We start from the raw sequence: 22,664 nt of genomic DNA, 5'->3' as shown, positions 1-22,664 counted from the left end.
GTGACAACGGGGAAAGCCTGCGGGCCGAACCGGGCCGGAAGCGCGACGTTGGTTCCTGGGCCGGTTGGGCCGAACAGAACCGGAGGGTTTCATGGACTGCCGCATCGACAATCAGGTGGCGATCGTGACCGGCGCCAGTTCCGGCATCGGCATGGACGTCGCACGCGCTCTGGCGCAATCCGGCGCCGCGGTGGCGATCAACTACAACTCCCAGGCCGAGCCTGCGGAGAAACTCGCTGCCGAGATCGAGGCTGGCGGCGGCCGCGCCTTCGCCATCCAGGCCAATGTGAGCCGGGAAGACGACGTGGAACGGTTGTTCGCCGAGACCGTGTCGCGCTGGGGCGGGGTGGACATCGTCGTGGCCAATTCCGGTCTGCAGAAGGACGCGCCGACGGCGGAGATGACGCTGGAGGCTTGGAACACGGTGATGGGAGTGAACCTGACCGGGCAGTTCCTGTGCGCCCGCGCGGCGATCCGGCAGTTCGAGGCGCAGGGCGATCGCGGCCTGTCACGGGCGCGCGGCAAGATCCTGCACATGAGCTCGGTGCATGACGTGATCCCCTGGGCCGGGCATGTGAACTATGCCGCCACCAAGGGCGGCGTTTCGATGCTGATGAAGACCCTGGCGCAGGAGATGGCGCCGAAGCACATCCGCGTAAACGCGATCTCGCCGGGGGCCATCGCCACCGCCATCAACCGGGAAGCGACCGAGGGCGAGGCCGGGAAGAAGCTGCTGGAATTGATCCCCTACAAGCGGATCGGCGAGGCGCGGGACATCGCCAATGCCGCCGTGTTCCTGTGCTCCGACATGGCGGACTACATCACCGGCGCCACGCTCTACGTGGATGGCGGGATGACGCTGTTTCCAGGGTTCGAGGATAACGGCTGACAAACGGGCCGAGTGGACAGGAGAGGCGGCTCGATTACACTTCGTTGCGAAAGCGATGAGGTCCATGCGTGCGAGCACGTTCGATTGTTCATGGGTTCAGCTTGTTGCTCGCCGCGTTTCTGAGCGGCTGCACCGCGACGGCACCTGAACAGAAAGCACGGGCTCTCCCGAACGGAGCTCCGGCGTATCCCGCCAAGGCCATGCTGGAAGGGCGGGCAGGCTGGGCCAAGCTGGACTGCGCCATCACCGCCGCAGGCACCACGCAGGATTGCAAGGTGACCGGCGCAAGCGCACCAGATTTTGCTGCAGCCGCCCTCGATTTCACCCGGCACGCCCGTTATTCGCCCGCGATGCGCGATGGCGTGGCCGTGGAGCAGAAGCACCATACGTTCACGATCAACTACACCTTGCCCCCGCAAACGATCAAAACGAACGTCGTCTGTGGCGTGCAGGCTTCAGGTAAGGTGCACGATTGCCGCTTGCCGGCCGACATCGCCAAATCGGCGTTGGGGCGGGGACTCCAGAGCATGCTGGAGCGGATGACGGTGACACCGATCATCAGGGACGGACGGCCGATGGCCGATCCCGATCGCACGATGACCGTTCAGATGGAGATTGTGCCGCTTCCGGTGGCTGAGCCGTTGACGCCTTTGAGCGGGGATATCGTGAGCGAGGCGATCATGACATGCCATCCGGCATCAGGGCCGCAGAAACGCTGTGTCATCGACAGAGCGAGGAGCGAGACCCCAGAACAAGCTGACACTGCCCAGTTCCAGATCGAGATGGCCATCAGCGGTGTTGTGCCGCCGCAAACCGGTGATTTCAGCCAGTAAGCCAGACGGCATCGATCCCGCTTGCCGTTCCAGCCCAGAACAGGGCATGAACATCTGATGGATATGCTGCCGCCTGCCCCGCTGACGCCCGAGCTGCCGCCGCTCGGCCTGCCGGAAAACCAGTTGGCGATCCGCCGTGCAGCGGCGCAGCTTTGTTTGATGCTGGGTTGGGTGGTGCTGCACGAGATGCCTCTGCCCAACAGTCGGCGCGCCGACATCATGGCGCTGCGCCCGGATGGAGGCTTCGTGTGCATCGAGGTGAAATCCGGGCCGCGCGATTTCCTGACCGACACCAAGTGGCCGGACTACCGGGACTGTTCGGATGCGCTGATCTTCGCCGTCGATGACAAGTTCCCGCTGGAGCTTCTGCCGGAGGATGTGGGCGTGATGGTGGCGTGCGTCGGACCGCATTGCCGTCCGGGCGGGGTGGTGGAAGCCGCGTCGCTGGAACGCGAGGCGGCGACGCACAGACTGGCACCGGCAACGCGCCGGGCGATGATGCAGCGTTTCGCCACCCTGGCGGCGGCGCGGCTGGCGATGCTGGAAGATCCGGCGATCACCCAATCGCTGCGCGCGGCGCTGCGGGTGGAGTAGCGCTCCGCGACCGTCCCGAAACGGTCATGCCGTTCACGGTTCCGGCGCTGGAATCGGCTCCGCCGTCATGCGAGTGATGCGCGCATGAACACGCTCGCCCCCTCCCCCGCCTTGCTCGAACGCGTTCGGGTCATGCAGCCGATCATGCAGGAGGCGGCGGCCCTCGCCATGCGCATGCGTCCGCCCGCGGGATCGCCTGCCGCGACCCAGAAAGGCGCGCAGGACTGGCTGACGGAAGCCGATGGCGCGGTGGAGGCCTTCCTGGCCGCTCGGATCGGCGAAGCGTTCCCGGAAGACGGGTTCCAGGGCGAGGAAGGCGGCGAAGCGCGCCAGGGCCGGATGCGCTGGGTGGTGGACCCGATCGACGGCACCTCGAACTATGCGCGCGGCCGGCCGCGCTGGTGCGTGTCGCTGGGTCTTCTCGACGGAAACGAGCCGGTGGCGGGCATGCTGGTGGCGCCGGTTCTGGGCGAGACCTTCCTGGCCGTGCGCGGTGGCGGCGCCACGCTGAACGGCGCGCCGATCCGCGCTGCCGACACCACCGATCCGGCGCGGGCGATGGTGGAGATCGGCTGGGGCTCGCGCGTGGCGCAGCCGGATTACCTGTCCATGTCGGACCGGATCATGGCGCTGGGCGTGGCACCGCGCTGCGGCGGCTGCGGTGCGCTGGCCTTGGCCGACGTCGCCTGCGGCCGGCAGGACGGCTATGTCGAGATCTCGATCAATCTGTGGGACGTCGCGGCGGCGCTGGTGCTCTTGCGCGAGACCGGCGCGCGCGTGTCGCCGTTCCTGCGCGATGGCGGACTGCATGGCGCGATCCCGATCCTGGCGGCGGCGCCGGGTGTGGCCGAGGCGCTGTCCGCGGCGTCGGGGTTGGCGCTGGGCTGAACCGTTCTATCGCCCGATCGGCGCGTGGTTCAGCCGCGGCAGCACGTGGCGGGCGAACAGGTCCGCTTCGGCGGCGTGCGGATAGCCGGAGAGGATGAACGCGTCGATCCCGGCCTCCTGATAGGCGCGGAGCTTGGCGAGGACCTGATCCGGATCGCCCACGATGGCGGCACCGCAGCCGGATCGGGCACGGCCGATCCCGGTCCAGAGATGGGCCTCGACATAGCCGTCGCGGTCCGCGTCCTCGCGCAGTTCGGCCTGCCGGGCGACGCCGGCGGAGGCGCTGTCCAGAGAGCGCGCACGGATCGCGGCCCCTTCGGCCGCATCGAGCCGTGACAGCAACCGTTCCGCCGCCGCGCGGGCCAGATCCTCGGTTTCACGCACCACCACATGCACGCGATAACCGAAGCGCAGCGAGCGGCCTCGCGCGGTGGCCCGTCGTCGCATATCGGCGATGATGGCGCGTACGGTCTCGAGCCGGTCCGGCCACATCAGATAGATGTCCGCGCCGGCGGCTGCAGTGTCCCGCGCGGCCTCCGACAGGCCGCCGAAATAGAACAAGGGAGAAGCGCTGCCGGGTGGGCAAAGGCGCGGCGGCTCCACCGCGAACCGGTAATGCTCGCCATGGTGGTCGAGCGCACGTCCTTCCAGCAGCGCACGCAGGATCTGCATCGCCTCAAGCGTGCGCCGATAGCGCGGCGCGCTGTCCAGGGTCTCGCCGGGCAAGTCGGAAGAGATGATGTTGATGTCGAGCCGGCCCTGCAGCATCTGGTCGAGCGTGGCGATCTGGCGCGCCTGTTGCGGCGGCCACAGCTCTCCGGTGCGGATCGCCAGCAACAGGCGGAGGCGGCTGAGCAGCGGCGCCATGCCGCCTGCGAAGGCGGCGCCGTCGATGCCGAGCTTGTAGCCGGAGGGCAGCAGAATGCGGTCGAAACCGCCGCTCTCGGCAGCGAGCGCGATGTCCCGGCAATGGGTCCAGCTCGATCGCAACGCCGGATCTGCAACGCCCAGGAACTCGTAGTCGTCGTCGCACAGCGCCGCGAACCAGGCGACCTCGCAGCTTCTCTCCATCCGTTCGATCTCCGTTCCACGCTCTTTCGTCGTGCATAGACCATTCCGCGCTCGGACGGTATTGCACGCACTACAATCGAGGGAAGAAACCAACATGCGCTTCGGCATCGTGGGTACGGGTCTGATGGCCCAGGAGCATCTCCGCACTCTGGCTCTGGTGCCGGGCCTGCAGGTCGCGGCTCTGGCCGATCCCGTTCCTGACTCGATCGCCTGGGCCCGTCGCACCCTCGGCGACGGCGGCGCGCAGGTTCCGGCCTTCGACGGGGTCGAGCCGATGCTCAGCGCGGGCGGCCTTGATGCGGTGATCGTGTGTTCGCCCAACCATACCCATCACGGCGTGCTGGACAGGCTGCTCGACACCGATCTGCATATCCTCTGCGAGAAACCGCTCTGCACCACGGTCGCGGATGCGCGCGCCGTCGCCGATCGCGCGGATGCCCGCAGCCGGGGCGTGTTCTGGGTGGCGATGGAATACCGCTTCATGCCGCCCGTGCGGTCGTTCATTGACGACCTGCATGACGGGCGCGCCGGAACTCTGCGACGCGTGGCGCTGCACGAGCACCGTTTTCCGTTTCTTACCAAAGTCGGAGACTGGAACAGGTTCAATCGCAATACCGGAGGGACCATGGTCGAGAAATGCTGCCATTTCTTCGATCTGATGCGTCATATGGTGCGTGCCGAGCCGGTGCGCGTGTTCTGTTCCGGCGCCGCCGACGTGAACCACCGCGACGAGCGCTACAACGGCCAGACTCCCGACATCATCGACAACAGTTTCACCATCGTCGAGTTCGACAACGGCGTCCGTGCGATGCTGGATCTGTGCATGTTCGCGGATGGCGCGCAGGAACAGGAACGCATCACCGCGATCGGAGACGCGGCCATGCTGGAGGTGGGCATTCCAAGCGGCATCAAGACCGTCTCGCCGCGTGTGGCGCTGGATGCGCCGAAACGAGTTGAGCGCGAACACGTCGCTGTGGATGCGCGCGCCCTGGCGGCCGGCAACCATCATGGCGCCAGCTACGGCCAATTGCTGGCGTTTCTCGATGCGGTGAACGGGCACGGCCCCGTTCAGGTCACGGCGCGAGACGGGTTGCTGGCGGTGGCGATGGGTGTTGCCGCAGAACGCAGCGCGGCCGAGCATCGCGCCGTGGCGATCGACGAGGTGTTGTAGCGTTGTTTCAGCGCGCATCTCGCGCGGGCACCAGCGCGGCGAACGAAACGGCCGCGACCGCATAGGCCAAGGCGGCATAGAGCAGGATCGGCAGCAGACCACCGCCTGCGCCCAGCAGGCGGCTGGCGCCCCAGAGCGCCGCGGCCCCGGCGGCGTTGCCGCAGAACGCGCCCAGCCCCGCCACGCGGCCGACACGCGCGGCGGGAATACGCTCCGATACGAAGCTGAACAGGGACGTGGCGAAGGCCTGGTGGCCGAACAGCGCCAGCCCGATCAGCGCGACGGTGATGACGAGTCCCGCCGACGGCAGCAGGCAAAGCGGCAACGGCATCACCACGAACGCGGCGAGGATCTGCATCCGTCGACGTGCTGATTCCGGAGTCATGCCCGTACGCACGAGCCGCGCCGGCCAGAGCCCCGACAGCAAGGACCCTGCTGCCGCGGCCGCGTAGATCGCCACCAGCGGCAGAGGCAGATGTGCCGTGTCGAGCCCGAAGCGGCGATGCAGCAGATCCGGCAGCCAGTACAGCATGAACCACCAGACCGGATCGGTGAGCGTCTTGCCGAGCGCGAATGCCGCCACGGGACGCCATCCCCTCGCCGGGTTCGCTATCGCGGCGTCCGACGGAGCAGGCACGGAGTCTCTCTTAGCCTGCAACGTATCGAGACGCAGAGCGAACCAGAACACGGCCAGGACGAGTCCGCTGGCGCCGATCGCCGCCACCGTTCCGGTCCAGCCGACCTGGGGAAACAGCATACCGACCAGGACGGGGGTGAGCATCGCCGCCGCGTTCGGCACGGCATTCAGCAACCCGATCACCCGACCGCGCAGGGTGTCCGGAAACAAGGCCGCCACCGCTGCCATGGTCGCCGGCGTACCCACGGCTTCGAAAACGCCGAGTCCGCCGCGCAGAACAACGAATACCGGGACGGTACGGGCCAGTGCATGCGCCGCGGCGAACAGGCTCCAGCCGACCAGACCGGCGCCCAGCGCCAGACGTGGCCCGATCCGGTCCACGATCCATCCGGCCAGAAGAAGGCTGAAAGCGAGCGCGATCTGGAATGTGGCGGAGATCGCGCCGTACTGCGCCGCACTCCAGCCGAGCTGACGATCCAGCACCGGTTTCAGCAACGCCAACACCTGGCGATCGGCGTAGCCCACCATCGTCGCCAGCACGAGGGCCGCGATCACCGCCGCGCGTAACCGTCTCTGCCTTGTTTCGGACTGTGCAGTCACGATCGGTGTCCGATCAGAAATCCTTGTGCAGCGTGAAGCCGCCGTAGCGGCCATAGTCGCGGCCAAGCCACGCCACGGTGCCGCCGAGATTTCCCAAGGCGCGGTAAGCGGAATAATGCGTATCGAGCGTATTGCGCAGGATGCCAGTAATGCGCCAGCGCGCATCGAGATCGGCGAAGGTGACGTAGAGATTCCAGATTCCGTAGGCGCCCTGCACGGTACCCGGCGTCTGCGCCAGCGAGAATTGCGTACTGCTCTGCCAATCATAGGTACTGCCGCCGGAGAGCTGGTAACGCTGCGACAGAGGCTGGGTATAGTCCGCGGACAAATGCGCCTTCCAGCGCGGCGCGAACGGCAGGCGCTGGCCATTCACGTTGCAGGAGGTCGGCGCGCCGAGCGGGCAGGCGAAATCGTCGATCGCCGCGTAGGTGTAGGCGACGTTGGCACCGAGCGTCAGATGCCGGTCGACCCGGAACGAAAGGTCGCTCTCGACACCTTTCGTGGAAACGCTGCCGGCATTGATCAGTCGCGTGACCAGGCCGCCGGCGATCTGATCGGTGAAATTGGCTTGATAGTTCGAGAAGTCCTCGATGAAAGCAGCGAAGTTGGCGGTGAGTCGCTGGTGCAGAGCCTGCGTCTTCAAACCGATCTCGAAGCTGTTATTGGTTTCCGGTTTGAGCGCCCCGGTATCGGATTTCTGCATGTTGAAAAAGACGTTGTAAGCCGGACCCTGATAACCACGCGAGTAGGTGAAATAGGCGTGGGTGTTCGGCGACACGTCGTATTGCAGGCCGATCCGATCCACGTAACCGACATCGTCCGTGGTGCCGCTGGAAGCGAAACCGGGCCGGATGCCCGTGACCGCCACCGCCGAGGAGGAGCGACGGGTGAAATCGTAGTCCACGTCCTGATAGATCACGCGTGCGCCGAGGATGGCGCGGAATGTCGGGGTGAAATTGACGTTTCCTTCGGCGAAGGCGGCCGCATTATTGGTGCGCGTGTCGAACACGGCGTGCCCGTCGGCGGTTTGGCCGGTGACGGTGCCGAATGCGCGATCGTAGGATTCGTCGTCGTCGGTATGCAGGTAGAAGACGCCACCGGTGTAATCGATCCAGCCCCCCTTGCGGGACTGGAAACGCAACTCCTCCGACACCTGCGACAGGTCCAATGTTCCGTGATCGGCGATCTGCGGCAGACCCGCGAACGCGGATGCGAGCTGGTCGTAATCCTGGTCCTGGGTATTCTGCCAGCGTCGATAGGCGGTGATCGAGGTCAGTGTGGCGCCGCCGCCGAGATTGCGTTCGGCCGTGAGCGACACGCCACCTTCCCGATCGCGCGACCGGCTATCGAGATTGTTCGCCACCGTGTCGTTGTTGCGCGACGGCGCGATCCCTGCCGAAGCGAGCGCACGGGACAACGACGCGTTGTTGGTGAAGATGCCGGTCGGATAGGCGATCTGACCCGAAGATACGAACACGCCGTTCGGAACAGGATCGTTCTCGTGCAGAAAGTCGAGCCCGAGCGTCACGCGCGTTTCGGTATCCGGCGTCCAGAGCAGCTTGGAGCGGAAGCCCTGATGCGCATATCCGTTCACCTGGCGCCCAAGCGTGGCGTTGTCGACGTTACCGTCGAACCCGCCGGCCATGATTCCGAGATTGGCGACGAGCCGGTTCTCCACCAGCGTTCCCGAGACGCCGGCCGCGACGCGATACTCGTTGCCGGAGAAATAGGATGCGTCCGTATAGGCGTGGAATGCGCTGGTGGGTGCGGCGGTGGTGATGTTCACGGCGCCTGCGGTGGCGTTCTTACCGAACAAGGTGCCTTGCGGGCCGCGCAGCACCTCGATCTGCTGCAGATCGATCAGATCCTGCGTCGCCTGCCCCGACCGCGCCATCACCACCCCATCGATCACGGTGGACACGGAGGGCTCCACGCCCGGAGATGTGGAAATGGTGCCGATGCCGCGCACGAACACGGTCCGGTCCTTGCTGGAGCTGTTGGTGCGGAAGCTGGCCGAGGGCACTGCGGCGAGGATGCCCTGGAGGTCATGCGTATCGGTCGTCGCTGCTTGCTTCGCCGTGATCACCGTGACCGCGACGGGCGTCTTCTGCAGCGGCTCCGCGCGTCTTCGCGCCGTGACGGTGACGGTTTCGCCCGCATCTTCCGGCGGCGTGGCGGCGGACGCGTCGAAGCCGGAAATCAAGGCGAGGACGGACGCGCCGCCGAGAAACGCAGGGGAGCGGAGGCCGCGCATGGGATCGTCTCGTATTACGTATTCGTTTCGTTGTTTTGATATTGTCCTTTCGGCACGCGGTCAATCTCGCGTCGTCTGATACCCGATGGGCATATGGGCTACCGGGTGGGCAGCTTGCGTGAAGCACGTCGCGGAGGCCATTGTTTCGGCACAGTTTGCTCGTCTGCTGAGGCGGCGATGGGGAGAAGAACCGAGATGGCTTTCGTGCTGGGCAGGAGCGCCATGCGGTCCGCTGCTTTGGTGATGGCGCTGGCGGGGCTGGCGGGCTGCGCCGACAGCAGCATGCCGACCGCCGAACGGCAGCAGAAACAGCAGGCGTTGGTGGATCGCTCGACGTTGACGGCGCAGGACGTGCTCGACTGGCACCAGAATGGCGGCCAGGCGCAGCGGTATCTCGCCCGCGCCAAGGCGGTGATGATCTGCCCGAGCATCTTCCGCATGGGCTTCCTGTTGGCCGGATCGGGCGGCGGCTGCGTGATGCTGGCACGCGACGGCGGCGGCTCCTGGTCCGCCCCGGCCTTCTATTCGATGAGTTCGGGCAGCCTCGGGTTCCAGGCCGGCATCCAGGATGCCGAGCTGATGATGTTCATCATGACCCGCAAGGGTCTGACGGCGATGATGGACAGCCAATTCAAGATCGGCGCCGACGCCTCCATCGCCATCGCGACGTTGGGTGCCGGCATGGAAGGCGCCACCACGGCCGCGCTTCGCGCCGATATCGTGGCGGTCGAGAAGGCCAAGGGACTGTTCGCCGGCATCGCGCTGCAGGGCTCGATGATCAGCTCCGACAGTGCCGGAGACCGCGCCTATTATGGCCAGCCGGTCGGCCCGGAAGATATTCTTGTGGCGATGCGGGTGAACAATCCCGGCGCCGACCCGCTGCGCTCGACCCTGATGCGCTTCGGCTCCGCGGCCGCCACGCCGGCGGCAGGACTGCCGTCTACGGCGCCCGGCAGCTATGGCGCCACGACGCCGACCAACGCCAACGGGCCGATGCAGATCGCGCCCACCGGTGCCGTCCAGGAACAGAGCCTGCCGCCGCCGCGCTGATCCAGGACGATCGGCATCATGGGCGGCGCGATCGTCTATCTGGCGCTGCTGAACGTCTTCGCCGGCGACATCCAGGGCGGGCTCGGCCCGTTCCTGGCCACCTATCTGACCGCCCACGCCCATTGGGGGCCGGGGCGGATCGGCATCGTCACTACCGTGGTGGGACTGGCCGGGCTCGGCATGAACGCGCCGGCCGGCTTGCTGGTGGACCAGACCCGGTCGCCGCGCCTGCTTCTGGCCGCTTCCTGCCTCGCGATCGTATGCGGCACGCTGATGGTGCTGCTGGCGACCGGCATGCCCGGCGTGATCGGCAGTCTGGCGATCGCCACGGCAGGCGGTGCGCTGGTGGTACCGGGGCTGACGCTGCTCACCTTGGGCACCGTCGGCAAGAAAGGTTTCCCCCGCCAGCAAGGCATCAATCAAGCTGCGAACCATGCCGGCATCCTTCTGGCTGCCGGTCTGGTATTGGCGCTGGACGGGGCGCTGGGCGCCGGCGCGGCATTCTGGGTATTGGCCGGCATGGGTCTGGCGGCCGCCCTGATCGCTGCGCTGCTGCCGCGCGGCGGGTTCGACACCGAACGCGCGCATGGCCCGGGCGAGCCGTCCGCCCGGACGAAACGGGGGCAGCGCGTATTCGCGCTTCTGCGCAACCGCAAGCTGGCGCTGATGGCGCTGACCCTGGGGTTGTTCAACCTGTCCAACGGCGCGCTGCTGTCCCTGATGGGACAGCGCCTGAGCGTGGGCGAGGTGGAACGGCAGAGCTGGATGGCCGTGTTCGTGATCGTGGCGCAGGCGACCATGATCCCGGTAGCGCTGTGGGCCGGGTCTCTGGCCGATCGCAAGGGGCGCCGCCGGCTGCTGCTGATCGCCTGCGCCGCGACCCCGCTGCGTGCCGTTCTGTGCGCGTTCTGCATCGGCCCTTGGAGCCTTTTGCCGGCTGAAATACTGGATGGGATCTCGTCCGGCCTGATCGGCGTGGCGATCCCGATCCTGGTGGCGGACATCACCTGGGGCAGCGGCCGGACGCAGACCGCGATCGGCCTGCTGAATACGCTGTCCGGTATCGGCGGCGCTCTGTCCGGCGTGTTCGGCGGCATGCTGGCGCATGCGGCCGGCTGGCGGATCGCGTTTCTGTTGATGGGCGTGCCGGCCCTGATGGCGACGGCGCTGGCGTTTCGGCTGGGCGAGACACGCGGGATGGACGAACGCCGCGACGACGCGGTCGGCAGAACTTAATTCACCGACATAACGAAATCTTCATTAATTCGGGACCATCCTCGCTGTGCTTCGTTACGGGATGGCTCACGTGGTCAATCGCTTTTCTTTCCATGGCTGGACTGTTCGCGCGGTCATCAACGCGGCACTTGTGCTCCTGTGTTCGCTCAGCGTCGTCCTCGGCCTGTTCGCGCTGCTGCATATCCATCGGATCGGAAGCGCATCGCATGCCTTGGCGGTCCGGTTCGCGGAAGTGCAGGTGTTGAGCCGGATGGCCAACGAAAGCCAGCAGATGCGCAATGCTGCGCTGCTGATGCATGAAAGCCCATCCGCGGAAGAGCGCGCGAACAATCGCCGTGAGTTGAAACGGTTGGAGGGCTCGTTCTCGGAAGGCTGGAGCCGCTACGCGCCGACGATCTCGGGCGCCGAGGAACAGGCCATGGCGTCCGATCTCCATGAGAAGTGGCAACACTTCATGGCGGTCGAGCAGGATATCGTGGCTTTGGACGATGCGGGCGAACATGCCATCGCGGATGCGGTGGTCTTCGAGGACCTGCATGACGATGCCATCGCATTTGCCGGTGCCATCGCCCGTTTGCTCGCGATGAAGAACGCCGAGGCGCAGCAGCAGACCGACGATGCTGCCGCCGCGACCCGATCGGCCGCCATCGGCATCCTCGTGGCGATGGCGGTGATCGCCGCGGCCGGAATCGGGATCGCCATGATGATGTCGGCGCGAATCACCCGGCCGATTCTGGCAATGACGGCGGTGATGCGGCGCCTCGCCGGCCACGATACCGGGGTGGAAATCCCGTTCACCGCGCGCGCCGACGAGATCGGCGACATGGCGCGTGCGGTGCGGGTCTTCCAGTGCGGGCTGATCGAGAACGAGACGCTCGGTGCCGAACGCACGGAAGCGCAAAACATCAGGGAAGCGCGCGCCGCCCGAATGGAGCGCGTCGCCGGCGAGTTCCAGACGCGATTCTCCTCGCTGATCGGAACGCTCGATATCGCGTCGCGGGAATTGGGCGAAAGCTCCGCCTCCATGTCGACCGCCGCGTCGCAGACGCGCGAACAGGCCGGCGAAGCCTCCCATGCCGCGATCGAGACCGACGGCGACATGCAGAACATCGCGGCCGCGACGGAAGAGCTTTCGGCGGCGATCGCCGAGATCGATCGTCAGGTGACGGATACCGCCCAGGTGATCGTCAATGCCGCGACCGAGGCCAGAACGTCCGATGGTGCGGTTGCGACCCTGGCCGAGGAAGCGGAACGAGCCAGCACGATCGTGCAGATGATCCTGGGCATCGCGCAGCAGACCAACCTGCTGGCGTTGAACGCGACCATCGAAGCGGCCCGCGCCGGCGAAGCCGGGCGGGGATTCGCCGTGGTCGCCTCCGAGGTCAAGCAACTGGCACTGGATACGGCCAGGGCGGCGGAACAGGTGACCGGCGGCATCGACAACATTCGCCAGGGCGTCGGTGCCGTGCAGCATTCCACGCAGCGGATCGTACGCCATATCGATACGGTCAGCGCCACCTGCGGCGCGATCGCCGCCGCCATGACGGAACAGAATGCCACTACCCAAGAGATCGCGCGAAGTCTGAACAACACGACGCAACGCTCCCGCCTTGTGGCGCGCAATACGGATTCGGTGCGTGTGGCGGCCGTGCAGAACGGCGAGACCGCCGATCGCGTCAGCCATTGCGCCCGCGACATCTCCACCCAATCGACCCTGCTGTCGAACGAGATCGGCGGCTTCATCGACCAGATGCAGGCGGCCTGATCATGCGCAGCGTATTCCGGATGTCGTTTCCGCTTGGTGCAGGCCTGTTCGCGCTGGTCATCTCGATCGTTCCCGTCGCCGCGCAGGCGGAGGAGACCCCGACGATCGGCCTGTCGATCCCGACCCTGGACCCGTTCCGCACCCGCATGCGCGACGCCATCCAGCGGAAGGTGAGCGAAACTCCTGGGGCCACGCTTCGCGTGGCGATCGCGCCCGATGGCGATGTCGACCGGCAGAACGCGGACATCGCCGACATGATCCGGTCCGGCGTGACCGGTCTGATCGTGATCCCGATGGATGCGGACAAAGCGGGAGGCTTCACGGCGCGAGCGCGGGCGGCCGATGTCCCCGTTGTCCTGATCAACAACGGTCCCCAGGTGGACTGGCTGCCGGGCCGGATCGTGATGGCGATTCCGAACGAGCTGGTGGCAGGACGGCTGCAGATGCACATCCTGGCCGCGCGCATGAGCGGGCACGGCAATCTCGCCATCATCACCGGTCCCAGCAGCTTCACGGCGGCGACCCAGCGCACGCGCGGTATCCGGGAGATCCTGCGTCGCTATCCCGACATCCATGTGGTGGAGCAGGGCGAAGCGGGCTGGAACCGCGCGAAGGCCGCCGATCTGATGGCCGGCTGGGTGCGGAGCGGCACGCGGATCGACGCCGTGGCTGCCAACAACGACGAAATGGCCTTGGGCGCCTATGCCGGCTGGGTCGCGGCGGGCGGACAGGGCGCGGCGCCGCTGATCGCCGGCGTGGACGCCAGTCCCGAGGCGCTGCAGGCGATGGCGGAACACCATCTGTCCCTGACGGTCAGACAGGACCCGGTTCAACAGGGCGAGGAAGCTGTGGTGGATGTGTTCAAGCTGATCGGCCACCAGCCCGTGCCGCAATATGATTGGGCGCCGTTCCAGCTGGTGGCGAGTACGCCGTAAAACGGGCCGCAACGAAAAAGGGCGGCCCGAAGGCCGCCCTGTCCCGCATGCGGACGAGAATCGCCCGGATCAGTTGATGCGTTCGCCGTGCAGCGTCATGTCCAGACCTTCAATCTCGTAGTCGTGGCTGACGCGCAGCCCGACGGTGAGGTCGATGATCTTGAGCAGGATGAAGCTGATGCCGCCGCTCCAGACCAGGGTGATGAGCACCGCCTTGGCCTGGATGATGAGCTGCGCGAAGCTGCCCACCGTGCCGGCCGGGCTGGCGTCCGTGGCCGAGAGCGGGCCATAGGCGAACACGCCGGTCAGCAAGGCGCCGATGATGCCGCCCACGCCATGGACGCCGAAACAGTCCAGGCTGTCGTCATAGCCGAGCGCATGCTTCAGCGTGGTGGCCGCGAAGTAGCAGCCCACGCCGGCGGCGAGACCGATGATGATCGAAGCCCCCGGCAGCACGAAGCCGGACGCCGGGGTGATGGCCACGAGACCCGCCACGGCGCCGGAGATGATACCCAGCACCGTCGGTTTGCCCTTGACGATCCATTCCACGAACATCCAGCCGAGCGCCGCCGCCGCGGTGGCGATCTGCGTCACGGCCATCGCCATGCCGGCGCGGCCGTTGGAGCCCACGGCGGAGCCGGCATTGAAGCCGAACCAGCCCACCCAGAGCAGCGACGCGCCGATCACGGCGTAGGTCAGGTTGTAGGGCGACATGTCGTCATGGCCGAGGCCCTTGCGCTTGCCGAGCACCAGCGCGCACATCAGGCCGGCGATGCCTGCATTGATGTGCACCACGGTGCCGCCCGCGAAGTCGATGGCGCCGAAGCCGGCGACCCAGCCGACCGGGCTCCAGACCCAGTGCGCGATCGGGGCGTAGACCACGATCGACCACAGCACCATGAAGATGCACATGGCGGAGAACTTCATGCGGTCCGCGAACGCACCGGCGATCAGGGCCGGGGTGATGATCGCGAAGGTCATCTGGAACATCATGTAGACGCTCTCGGGGATCGTCATGACCGTCGCGTTGGACGATCCGAGCCCGAGGGTGAATCCGATGTCGCTGCCCTTGGAGATGTTGGCGCCGATACCGTTGAGCATCACGCGCGAGAAATCGCCGATATAGGGGTTTCCGGTGGTGAAGGTGAGCGAATAGCCGACCACCGTCCAGACGAGGGTGATGAGGCAGCAGATCGCAAAAGCCTGCATCAGCGTGGCGAGCACGTTCTTCTTGCGCACCATGCCGGCGTAGTAGAGCGCCAGGCCCGGCACGGTCATCAGCAGAACCAGCGCCGTGGACGTCAGCATCCAGGCGGTGTCGCCGCTGTCGATCTTGGGCGGCGGCGGGGGCGCCACGGCGGCCAGGGCCGGAAACGCCGCCAGCACGGCGATCGCGCCGGCACCGGCGCCGAGCGCGGTGCGGCCGAGGCGGGAAGACGCGGGACGATGGCTCACAGCGCGTCGTCTCCCGTCTCACGCGTGCGGATACGGACCGCGCGCTGGATGTCCGTCACGAAGATCTTGCCGTCGCCGATCTTACCGGTATGGGCGGATTGGAGGATCGCCTCCACCACCTGGTCCACCAGATCGTCGGACACGGCCACTTCGATCTTCACCTTGGGCAGGAAGCTCACGTGGTATTCGGCGCCGCGATAGATCTCGGTCTGGCCCTTCTGTCGGCCGAACCCCTTCACCTCGGAGACGGTCAGGCCCTGGACACCGAGCGGCGTCAGCGCTTCCCTCACGTCATCGAGCTTGAAGGGTTTGATGACTGCTGTGACGAGCTTCATCGCACCTCTCTCTTATGCCAACCGATCGGCGACACCGTTTTGCGATGCCTGTCGGGCTTGTTTCTCCAACGCCGCGCCGGAGTTGTCCCGATTTGGCACGCTACCGTTTCAAAATCCATGCCACTTGACGCGGTCGGCGCCGGCTGGTGCCTACCACACGGCCGCAATCGCGGGGCCGGGCGCGCCATTGCCTGTAAAACGGGCATTGGCCCCCAGATCAATCTAAGGTGAAGTGTTGATGTCCCAGGGAACCATCGAAGTCGCGGTCTGCGTGGTGGGTGCCGGTCCGGTCGGCGCCACCCTGGCCTGTCGCCTCGGCGCTGCCGGCGTGCCCGTCGCGATCATCGACCGCGCCGCCCTGCCGCCGATGGAGCACCCGGATTTCGACGGCCGCGCCTATGCGATCGCGTCCGGCAACCGGACACTACTGGAAGACGCGGGGGTCTGGGCCAATCTGCCGCTGCCCTCCTGCCCGATCGAGGATATCCGCGTGTCGGACGGCAAGCCCGGCCGTCCCGCCTCGCCCCTGTTTCTCCATTTCGATCATCGCGAGGTGGGCGCGCCGTTCGGCTGGATGGCGGAAGCCCGCGCGCTGCGTGTGGCGCTGAACGCCACGCTGCACCAGCACCCGAGCGTGCAGGTGATCGCCCCCACAGAGGCTCACGTGCAGCGACGCGCAAGCGGCGCCCTGCTCCGCACCACAGATGGACGCGAGATCGCCGCCCGGCTCGTGGTGGCGGCGGAAGGACGGGAAAGCCCGCTGCGGAAACAGGCCGGTATTCCGGTGACGCGTCTGCGCTACGGCCAGCGCGGCCTCGTCTGCGCCGTCGCGCACGAGAAGCCGCACAACAATCAGGCGCTGGAACATTTCCTGCCCGGCGGACCGTTCGCACAGCTCCCCATGGCGCCGACCGAAGGGGCACCGAACCTGTCGGCCATCGTCTGGAGCGACGCGGATGCGCTGATCGAGCGTTTCGCCGCCCTGCCGGAGGACGCCTTCGCCCGGGAGGTGCAGCGTCGGCTCGGCGACCATCTGGGCCAGGTGCGTCCGCTCGGGCGACGCTGGACCTATCCGCTCAGCGCCATGTACGCCCATCGCTACGTGGATACGCGGCTGGCGCTGATCGGCGACGCCGCGCACGGCATCCATCCGATCGCAGGGCAAGGGCTCAATCTCGGCTTCCGAGACGTCGCCAGCCTGTCGGACATTCTGATCGCGTCGCATCGGGCCGGCGGCGATCTGGGCGATCCGGCGCTGTTGCGCCGGTATCAGGCCGAGCGCCGTCCGGCCAATCTCGCCATGCTCGCCGCGACCGACGTGCTGGACCGCCTGTTCAGCAACGACAATCCGGTGATCCGTCTGGCGCGCGATCTCGGCATCGCCGGCGTGCATCGCCTGCCGCCGCTGCGCCGGGCCTTCATGCGCGCGGCGATGGGCGACCGACGGCCGGCCACCCTGGCCGGACCGGCTTCGGCTCCCCATCTGCCCTCTCCTTGATCAGCGATTCGGGTTTCCCGCTCATGGACGACGCCGCCTCTTCCGCCGCACTCGCCGAGACCCGCGAACAGGGCGGCTCCACACGCGCTTCCGCACTCGGCCCCACCGGCGCCGCGCCGATCGATCAGGCGCTTCTGTGGCGGCAGATGATCGACGAGGCGGCGTGCTGCGGCGACCCGATCATGGGCCGTCTGATGCGCACGTCGATCCACGCGCATGACGGTTTCGCCAACGCCCTGGCGGGGTTGATCGGACGCAAGCTGGCCGATCTCACGGTGCCGGCCGAAGCGCTGTGCGAACTGGCGGCGTCGGCGCATGCGGCCGATCCGGACATCGTCGCGGCGGCGGCGGCCGATCTGGTGGCGATCCGCGAGCGCGATCCGGCCTGCCCGGATTTCGTCACCCCGTTCCTGTACTTCAAAGGTTTCCAGGCGCTGCAGATCTATCGCGTGGCGCATTTCCTGTGGGTGAACGGACGCCGCCATCTGGCGCAGCACCTGCAGAGCCGCTGCTCGGAGATGTTCGGCCTCGACGTGCATCCGGCCGCGCGCATCGGACGGCGCGTGCTGATCGATCACGGCACCGGCATCGTGATCGGCGAGACCGCCGTTCTGGAGGACGACGTGTCCATGCTCCAGGGCGTGACGCTCGGCGGCACGGGCAAGAATGTCGGCGACCGGCACCCGAAGATCCGACGCGGCGTGCTGATCGGCGCGGGCGCCAAGATTCTCGGCAACATCGAGATCGGCGAATGCGCCAAGGTGGGCGCGGGCGCCGTGGTGTTGGAAGCGGTCAGGCCCTACACCACGGTGGTCGGCAACCCGGCCCGCCCGGTGGGCACGCGGCACCTGAACATGCCCTCTCTCACCATGGACCAGACCCTGCCTCCGGTGGACTACATGATCTGACCCTCGGGAACCGGCGAAGGACCACGCACCGCCGCCGACCCGCCCCCGCGGGCGCGAACGGCGCCCGGTCCCCGGTCAGGCCAGACCCCAGGACGCCCGCCGCGGGGTCCGTGCAGCGCGGCCGGGCGGGACGCGCCGCCAGGTCTCAGGCGAGCGGCCAGGATCCGGCCTCGACACGCTCCCCGCTCGCGGACGAGCGCTGCGCGTCCGCGATCAGCGTCGCCAGCCGGGCGGCATGGTCGAATCCGACGCCGGCGCCAATGTCCCTGCCGCCGAGAATCGCATCGCGCAGCGCGGCATAGCTGGCCGCCACATTCAGCGCGGCGTCCGGCAGCGAAGTCAGCGCGCCCTCGTCCACCGCCAGCTCGACGCCGTCGATGCGCAGAACCAGCCGACCGGCCTGAAAGCCGCGCGGCGCGCCGCCTTCCAGCTCCAGCGTACCCCGCTCGCCGATCACTTCCAGATGGAACGGCGTGCTTTCGCCCCGACCGCCGGCAACCTCGATCGACAGGGGCGCGCCGTCGGCCGTTCTCGCCTGGACCAGCAAGTGATCGAACGTTCGTCTCGGTTCCGCGTCGCCGTCATCGATGCGGATGCGTGGGAACTGCCGGCTGGCAAGCGCCTGCAGCCTGTCCAGTCCGCCCAGTAGCGCGATCGTCGCGTCGATCGTGTGCGCGGCCTGGATGCTGACCAGAGTCACGCCGTTCGTCGGCTCCTCCGTGTAAGCCAGCGATCGCGACACCTCCGGGCCGAAACCTGCCGTGGTGGACAGCACGCGCGCCGACAGCACGCGTCCGAGCGCGCCGGACGCCAGCCGACGTCGCGCGTCCCGCAGCGCAGGGTTCGCCCGTGCCTGCAGGCCGATCATCCCGAAACGGTCACAAGCCACGGCCGCGTCGGCCAGATCGCGGCTTTCACCCGCATCGAGACCCAGCGGATATTCGCAATACACATGCTTGCCGGCTTCCAGCGCCGGCAGCAGCAGCGCCCGGTGCGAAGGCAGGGTGGCGGCCACCGTGATCACGTCGATCTCAGGGTCGCGCGCCATCTCCTCTACGCTGCCATACGCCTTCGGAACGCCGAACGCCCTCGCGGCCGCATCCGCCCCGGCCTGGTTTCGTCCGGCAACGGCCGCCAGCGCGATCCCGTCCAGCGCCTGCAGCGCCGGGATATGCGAATCGCGCGCCCAGCCACCATCCGGATTGGCGCCGATCAGACCGACACGTACCGTTCTCGACATTCGTTTCATCCTTTCGAACAGGTTCGAACGGAGAATTCGGACGCCGAGGCAACGGTGAAAAGAACTCCGTCTTATTCATGGAATGATGAGCCTGGACTCACCGATCGCCGATCCGCCCCTCGCTTCGCTGCGCGTGTTCGTGGCCGTGGTGCGCCATGGCAGCTTCCGTGGCGCGGCGGCGGAACGCGGCGTCGATCCGTCCGCGATCAGCCACCTGGTGCGCAGCCTGGAGGACGGGCTGCGGCTGCGGCTGTTCCACCGCACCAACCGCACGATCCGCCTGACCGAGGCCGGGCGGGCGCTGCACGACCGGATCAGGCCATTGCTGGACGAATTGTCCGACGCGCTGGACAGCGTCCGCACCTCAACCGACACGCCGTCGGGCACGCTCCGGCTCAACGTGCCGCGGATCGTGAACGAGATGATCATCGCGCCGATGCTCGGCCGCTTCCTGCACACCTATCCCGGCATCACGGTAGAGATCGCGAGCCATGACGGGCTGGTGGACATCGTCGCGGACGGGTTCGATGCCGGGATCCGGCGCGACCGACGCCTGTCGCCCGGCATGGTGTCGGTGCCGATTGGCCCGGCGCGACGCTTCGCCGTGGTCGGGGCGCCCGGCTATCTCGCCGGTCGCGACCCGCCGCTGCGGCCCGAGAGCCTGCGGGCGCATCGCTGCATCGGCCGGCGCTATCCGACCGGTGCGCGCTATGGCTGGGAGTTCAGGCGCGGCGACGAGGCGGTGGAGATCGACGTGCCCGGCGCGCTCGTGGTGGACGACACCGCGCTGATGATCCGGGCGGCGCGCGACGGGGCGGGGCTCGCCTTCCTGTTCGAGGAGCTGGTGGCGGAGGAGCTGCGAACCGGCGCCCTGCTGCGCGTGCTGGAGGATTGGTGCCCGCCCTTCGCGCGTTTCCACCTCTATTATCCCGGCCGGCGCCTGGTTCCGCCCCCGCTGCGGCTGTTCATCGACGCGCTGCGGGAACAGGACGCCCGAACCTGATCGGGCGGCCGCCGTTGTCCGGTTTCCCGAACGCCGGACGGAACAGCATGCGGATCGCGATCATCGGTGCCGGTTTGGCTGGCGTGAGCTGCGGCGACCAGCTCCGCAAGGCTGGGCACGCGGTCGTGCTGTTTGAGAAAAGCCGCGGGGTGGGCGGCCGTATGGCCACGCGACGCGTGTCGACCGCCGGACGGGAGATCGGGCTCGACCATGGCGCGCAATACATGACCGGGCGGGATCCTGACTTCCTCGCCATGCTAGAACGCTGGGAGGCCGCCGGCGTGGCGGCGCGCTGGCCGGACGCCGGACAGGATGCCTGGGTGGGCGTTCCCGGCATGACCTCGACGGTGCGCCTTCTGGCCGAAGAGCTTGTCGTGCGGTACGAAACGCGCGTGTCCGCCGTGAACCGCGACCGGAACGGCTGGCGCGTCCACAACGGCAACGATATAATGACGGATCCGTTCGACGCGGCGATCGTCGCCCTCCCGGCCGAACAGGCGGCGGCGATGCTGACGCCGATCGCGCCGGACTGGGCCACCCTCGCGGCGGACACGCCGTCCGACCCGTGCTGGACGGCGCTCGCCAAGTTCGATGGCGCGGTGCCGATCGCGGCCAACATGGTGGCGAAACGCGCGCCGATCGTCTGGGCAGCCCGCAATTCGGCCAAGCCGGGCCGAGGCGGGCCGGAAAGCTGGGTGATCCAGGCCGACCCGAACTGGAGCCGTGCGCATCTCGAGGACGCGGCCGACGCGGTCGCTCCCGTGCTGCTGCGCGCCTTCGCGGAGGTGACCGGCGCCGTGCTGCCCCCGACGACGTACCTGTCCGCGCATCGGTGGCGCTATGCCCGCTCCGGCCGCGCCGAACGAACGGCCCTTTGGAACCCGGGCACACGTCTCGGCGTCTGCGGCGACTGGCTGCAAGGCCCACGTGTGGAAGGCGCGTTCATCTCCGGCCGCGCCCTCGCCGCGCGCATCCTGGAAGAAGGCTGATGCCACGCGGGGTGAAGAAGCAAAACCTGCCGCAGAAAACCTGCGCCGCGTGCGGCCTGCCCTTCACCTGGCGCAAGAAATGGGAGCGCGACTGGGAACAGGTCCGGTTCTGCTCCGACCGCTGCCGCCGGGCGGGCGCAGCGCGCACGGCGCAGCCGGCGGGACCGGAACAACGATCGGGCTCCTGAGACCGTCACCGCCGCTCGCAAGGCCCGGTCTCGCCACAGGCCGATCACCCGCGTTCAACCGACGCGGGTGAGCTCGTAGAGCGCCACGGCAGCGGCGTTGGACACGTTCAGACTTTCCATCTCGCCCGGCATGGCAAGGCCGGCGATCTCGTCGCAGGTTTCCCGCGTGAGCCGTCGCAGCCCCTCGCCTTCCGCGCCGAGCACCAGCGCCACGCGACGCTGCTTGAAGGCCGGGCCGTCCAGCGTGCCGCCACCGGCATCCAGCCCCACCGTCCACAGACCCGCCGCCTTCAGCGCAGCCAGGGTGCGAGCGAGGTTCACCGCACGCAGCAGCGGCACCGTTTCCAGCGCGCCGGAGGCGGCCTTGGCCAAAACGCCGGTTTCGTCCGGCGCGTTGCGGTCCTGCACGATCACGGCGGCCACGGCGAAGGCGGCGGCGGAGCGCAGGATGGCGCCGACATTGCGCGGGTCCGTCACCTGATCGAGCAGCAGGATCGGGCCGGGGCGCTGGAGAATCTGGTCGAGCGAGGGCGTCGGCAGCGGATCGGCCAGCAGCGCCATACCGGAATGCACCGCATCGCGGCCCAGAAGGGCATCGAGCTTGGCGCGGTCGGTGCGCTCCGGCGCCAGCGGCAGCGGGCCGCCGAGACGCGATGCGAGCGAGGCCTCGGCTTCCTCGGTCAGCAGCAGACGGCGCAGACGGCGGGCCGGATTGCCGAGCGCCGCCACCACCGGATGGGTGCCGTAGAGCCAGTTCGCGCCGCCGGTATTGCCTGCGGCCGGCGAGGGGCCGCGCCCGCCACGCTGCGGACGATCGCCACGGCCGCCCGAGCGTCCGCCGCCATCCTGCGCCCCTTGCGCACCACGCCCGCCGCCGAAAGACGGTCGCGCATCGGCGTTTCGGTCGTTGCGGGGCGCGCCCCTGCGGTCGCCGCGATCGGGAGGTCTGGAAGCCATGGATCGATCTTATCCCGTATCGAGACCAACGTCGCGGATTGACAGCGGCCCCGTTCGGCCGTAGGTCCGGCGCCGGCCGGAAGGGTGCCCGAGTGGCTAAAGGGGGCGGACTGTAAATCCGCTGGCGTACGCCTACGTTGGTTCGAATCCAACCCCTTCCACCATTTC

Annotated in this window: 21 protein-coding genes and 1 tRNA gene; 15 read left to right on the top strand and 7 right to left on the bottom strand. The window is 67.7% G+C overall.

What is annotated here, in order from left to right; genetic code table 11:
- Positions 1–91 precede the first annotated feature (91 nt).
- The 4 genes from ACZ5BM_RS11000 (at position 92) to ACZ5BM_RS10985 (ending at position 3,204) form a co-directional block, all read left to right on the top strand.
- The gene (locus ACZ5BM_RS11000) at positions 92–889 is read left to right on the top strand and encodes a Rossmann-fold NAD(P)-binding domain-containing protein (protein ID WP_498907981.1); all 798 of its coding nucleotides are present in this window, start codon (positions 92–94) and stop codon (positions 887–889) included.
- Between the two features lie 68 nt (positions 890–957).
- Positions 958–1,722: a TonB family protein gene (locus ACZ5BM_RS10995; protein WP_498907980.1), complete on the top strand. Its 765-nt coding sequence runs from the start codon at positions 958–960 to the stop codon at positions 1,720–1,722.
- Positions 1,723–1,779: 57 nt separating this feature from the next.
- Positions 1,780–2,316 (top strand): MmcB family DNA repair protein, encoded by a 537-nt coding sequence (locus tag ACZ5BM_RS10990; protein ID WP_498907979.1) that lies wholly within the window; start codon positions 1,780–1,782, stop codon positions 2,314–2,316.
- Between the two features lie 84 nt (positions 2,317–2,400).
- Positions 2,401–3,204 (top strand): inositol monophosphatase family protein, encoded by an 804-nt coding sequence (locus tag ACZ5BM_RS10985; protein ID WP_498907977.1) that lies wholly within the window; start codon positions 2,401–2,403, stop codon positions 3,202–3,204.
- 6 nt (positions 3,205–3,210) lie between these two features.
- On the opposite strand, the gene ACZ5BM_RS10980 is transcribed toward ACZ5BM_RS10985, so the two are convergent.
- Positions 3,211–4,275, bottom strand: a complete 1,065-nt coding sequence (locus tag ACZ5BM_RS10980; protein ID WP_498907976.1) for an LLM class oxidoreductase — start codon at positions 4,273–4,275, stop codon at positions 3,211–3,213.
- A 94-nt stretch (positions 4,276–4,369) separates the two neighbouring features.
- On the opposite strand from ACZ5BM_RS10980, the gene ACZ5BM_RS10975 reads away from it, so the two are divergent.
- Positions 4,370–5,446: a Gfo/Idh/MocA family protein gene (locus ACZ5BM_RS10975; RefSeq protein ID WP_498907975.1), complete on the top strand. Its 1,077-nt coding sequence runs from the start codon at positions 4,370–4,372 to the stop codon at positions 5,444–5,446.
- 7 nt (positions 5,447–5,453) lie between these two features.
- Here the strand turns inward: ACZ5BM_RS10975 and ACZ5BM_RS10970 are convergent, their stop codons facing one another.
- Positions 5,454–6,638, bottom strand: a complete 1,185-nt coding sequence (locus ACZ5BM_RS10970; RefSeq protein WP_498907974.1) for an MFS transporter — start codon at positions 6,636–6,638, stop codon at positions 5,454–5,456.
- Positions 6,639–6,696: 58 nt separating this feature from the next.
- Positions 6,697–8,937, bottom strand: a complete 2,241-nt coding sequence (locus ACZ5BM_RS10965) for a TonB-dependent receptor (RefSeq protein ID WP_498907973.1) — start codon at positions 8,935–8,937, stop codon at positions 6,697–6,699.
- A 195-nt stretch (positions 8,938–9,132) separates the two neighbouring features.
- On the opposite strand from ACZ5BM_RS10965, the gene ACZ5BM_RS10960 reads away from it, so the two are divergent.
- The 4 genes from ACZ5BM_RS10960 (at position 9,133) to ACZ5BM_RS10945 (ending at position 13,923) form a co-directional block, all read left to right on the top strand.
- The gene (locus ACZ5BM_RS10960) at positions 9,133–9,987 is read left to right on the top strand and encodes a lipid-binding SYLF domain-containing protein (RefSeq protein WP_498907972.1); all 855 of its coding nucleotides are present in this window, start codon (positions 9,133–9,135) and stop codon (positions 9,985–9,987) included.
- A gap of 18 nt (positions 9,988–10,005) precedes the next feature.
- Positions 10,006–11,223: an MFS transporter gene (locus tag ACZ5BM_RS10955; protein ID WP_498907971.1), complete on the top strand. Its 1,218-nt coding sequence runs from the start codon at positions 10,006–10,008 to the stop codon at positions 11,221–11,223.
- Positions 11,224–11,293: 70 nt separating this feature from the next.
- The gene (locus tag ACZ5BM_RS10950) at positions 11,294–12,988 is read left to right on the top strand and encodes a methyl-accepting chemotaxis protein (RefSeq protein ID WP_498907969.1); all 1,695 of its coding nucleotides are present in this window, start codon (positions 11,294–11,296) and stop codon (positions 12,986–12,988) included.
- Between the two features lie 2 nt (positions 12,989–12,990).
- A complete protein-coding gene (locus ACZ5BM_RS10945) occupies positions 12,991–13,923 on the top strand; it encodes a type 1 periplasmic-binding domain-containing protein (RefSeq protein WP_498907968.1) in 933 nt (310 codons plus the stop codon).
- Positions 13,924–13,992: 69 nt separating this feature from the next.
- Here ACZ5BM_RS10945 and ACZ5BM_RS10940 read toward each other — a convergent pair whose 3' ends face one another.
- Positions 13,993–15,315, bottom strand: coding sequence for an ammonium transporter (locus ACZ5BM_RS10940; RefSeq protein WP_498911594.1), 1,323 nt, complete (start codon positions 15,313–15,315; stop codon positions 13,993–13,995).
- A gap of 59 nt (positions 15,316–15,374) precedes the next feature.
- Entirely contained in the window at positions 15,375–15,713 is a 339-nt protein-coding gene (locus ACZ5BM_RS10935) for a P-II family nitrogen regulator (RefSeq protein WP_498907967.1), read from the bottom strand.
- A gap of 238 nt (positions 15,714–15,951) precedes the next feature.
- On the opposite strand from ACZ5BM_RS10935, the gene ACZ5BM_RS10930 reads away from it, so the two are divergent.
- Positions 15,952–17,211, top strand: coding sequence for a UbiH/UbiF/VisC/COQ6 family ubiquinone biosynthesis hydroxylase (locus ACZ5BM_RS10930; RefSeq protein ID WP_498907966.1), 1,260 nt, complete (start codon positions 15,952–15,954; stop codon positions 17,209–17,211).
- 146 nt (positions 17,212–17,357) lie between these two features.
- On the top strand, positions 17,358–18,119 hold the full coding sequence (gene cysE, locus ACZ5BM_RS10925; RefSeq protein WP_498911592.1) for a serine O-acetyltransferase: 762 nt from the start codon (positions 17,358–17,360) through the stop codon (positions 18,117–18,119).
- Positions 18,120–18,264: 145 nt separating this feature from the next.
- On the opposite strand, the gene ACZ5BM_RS10920 is transcribed toward cysE, so the two are convergent.
- Positions 18,265–19,359: a Gfo/Idh/MocA family protein gene (locus ACZ5BM_RS10920; protein WP_498907965.1), complete on the bottom strand. Its 1,095-nt coding sequence runs from the start codon at positions 19,357–19,359 to the stop codon at positions 18,265–18,267.
- Between the two features lie 82 nt (positions 19,360–19,441).
- On the opposite strand from ACZ5BM_RS10920, the gene ACZ5BM_RS10915 reads away from it, so the two are divergent.
- From ACZ5BM_RS10915 to ACZ5BM_RS10905, 3 genes are read left to right on the top strand one after another with little or no spacing between them, the layout of a single operon-like run.
- A complete protein-coding gene (locus ACZ5BM_RS10915; RefSeq protein WP_498907964.1) occupies positions 19,442–20,362 on the top strand; it encodes a LysR family transcriptional regulator in 921 nt (306 codons plus the stop codon).
- Between the two features lie 47 nt (positions 20,363–20,409).
- Entirely contained in the window at positions 20,410–21,351 is a 942-nt protein-coding gene (locus ACZ5BM_RS10910; protein ID WP_498907963.1) for an NAD(P)/FAD-dependent oxidoreductase, read from the top strand.
- Complete coding sequence (locus ACZ5BM_RS10905; RefSeq protein ID WP_498907962.1) at positions 21,351–21,539, top strand: DUF2256 domain-containing protein; 189 nt, start codon at positions 21,351–21,353, stop codon at positions 21,537–21,539. The genes ACZ5BM_RS10910 and ACZ5BM_RS10905 overlap by 1 nt, the downstream gene beginning before the upstream one ends.
- Before the next feature lie 54 nt (positions 21,540–21,593).
- Here the strand turns inward: ACZ5BM_RS10905 and ACZ5BM_RS10900 are convergent, their stop codons facing one another.
- Positions 21,594–22,496, bottom strand: coding sequence for a TrmH family RNA methyltransferase (locus ACZ5BM_RS10900; RefSeq protein ID WP_498907961.1), 903 nt, complete (start codon positions 22,494–22,496; stop codon positions 21,594–21,596).
- Positions 22,497–22,574: 78 nt separating this feature from the next.
- Here ACZ5BM_RS10900 and ACZ5BM_RS10895 point away from each other — a divergent pair.
- Positions 22,575–22,660: transfer RNA gene (locus ACZ5BM_RS10895), tRNA-Tyr, on the top strand.
- Positions 22,661–22,664: the final 4 nt, after the last annotated feature.

Source organism: Lichenicola sp. GTC18331, from assembly GCF_055386855.1.
The sequence above is the reverse complement of the archived record's forward strand: the minus strand, read 5'-3'. Positions and strand labels throughout refer to the sequence as shown.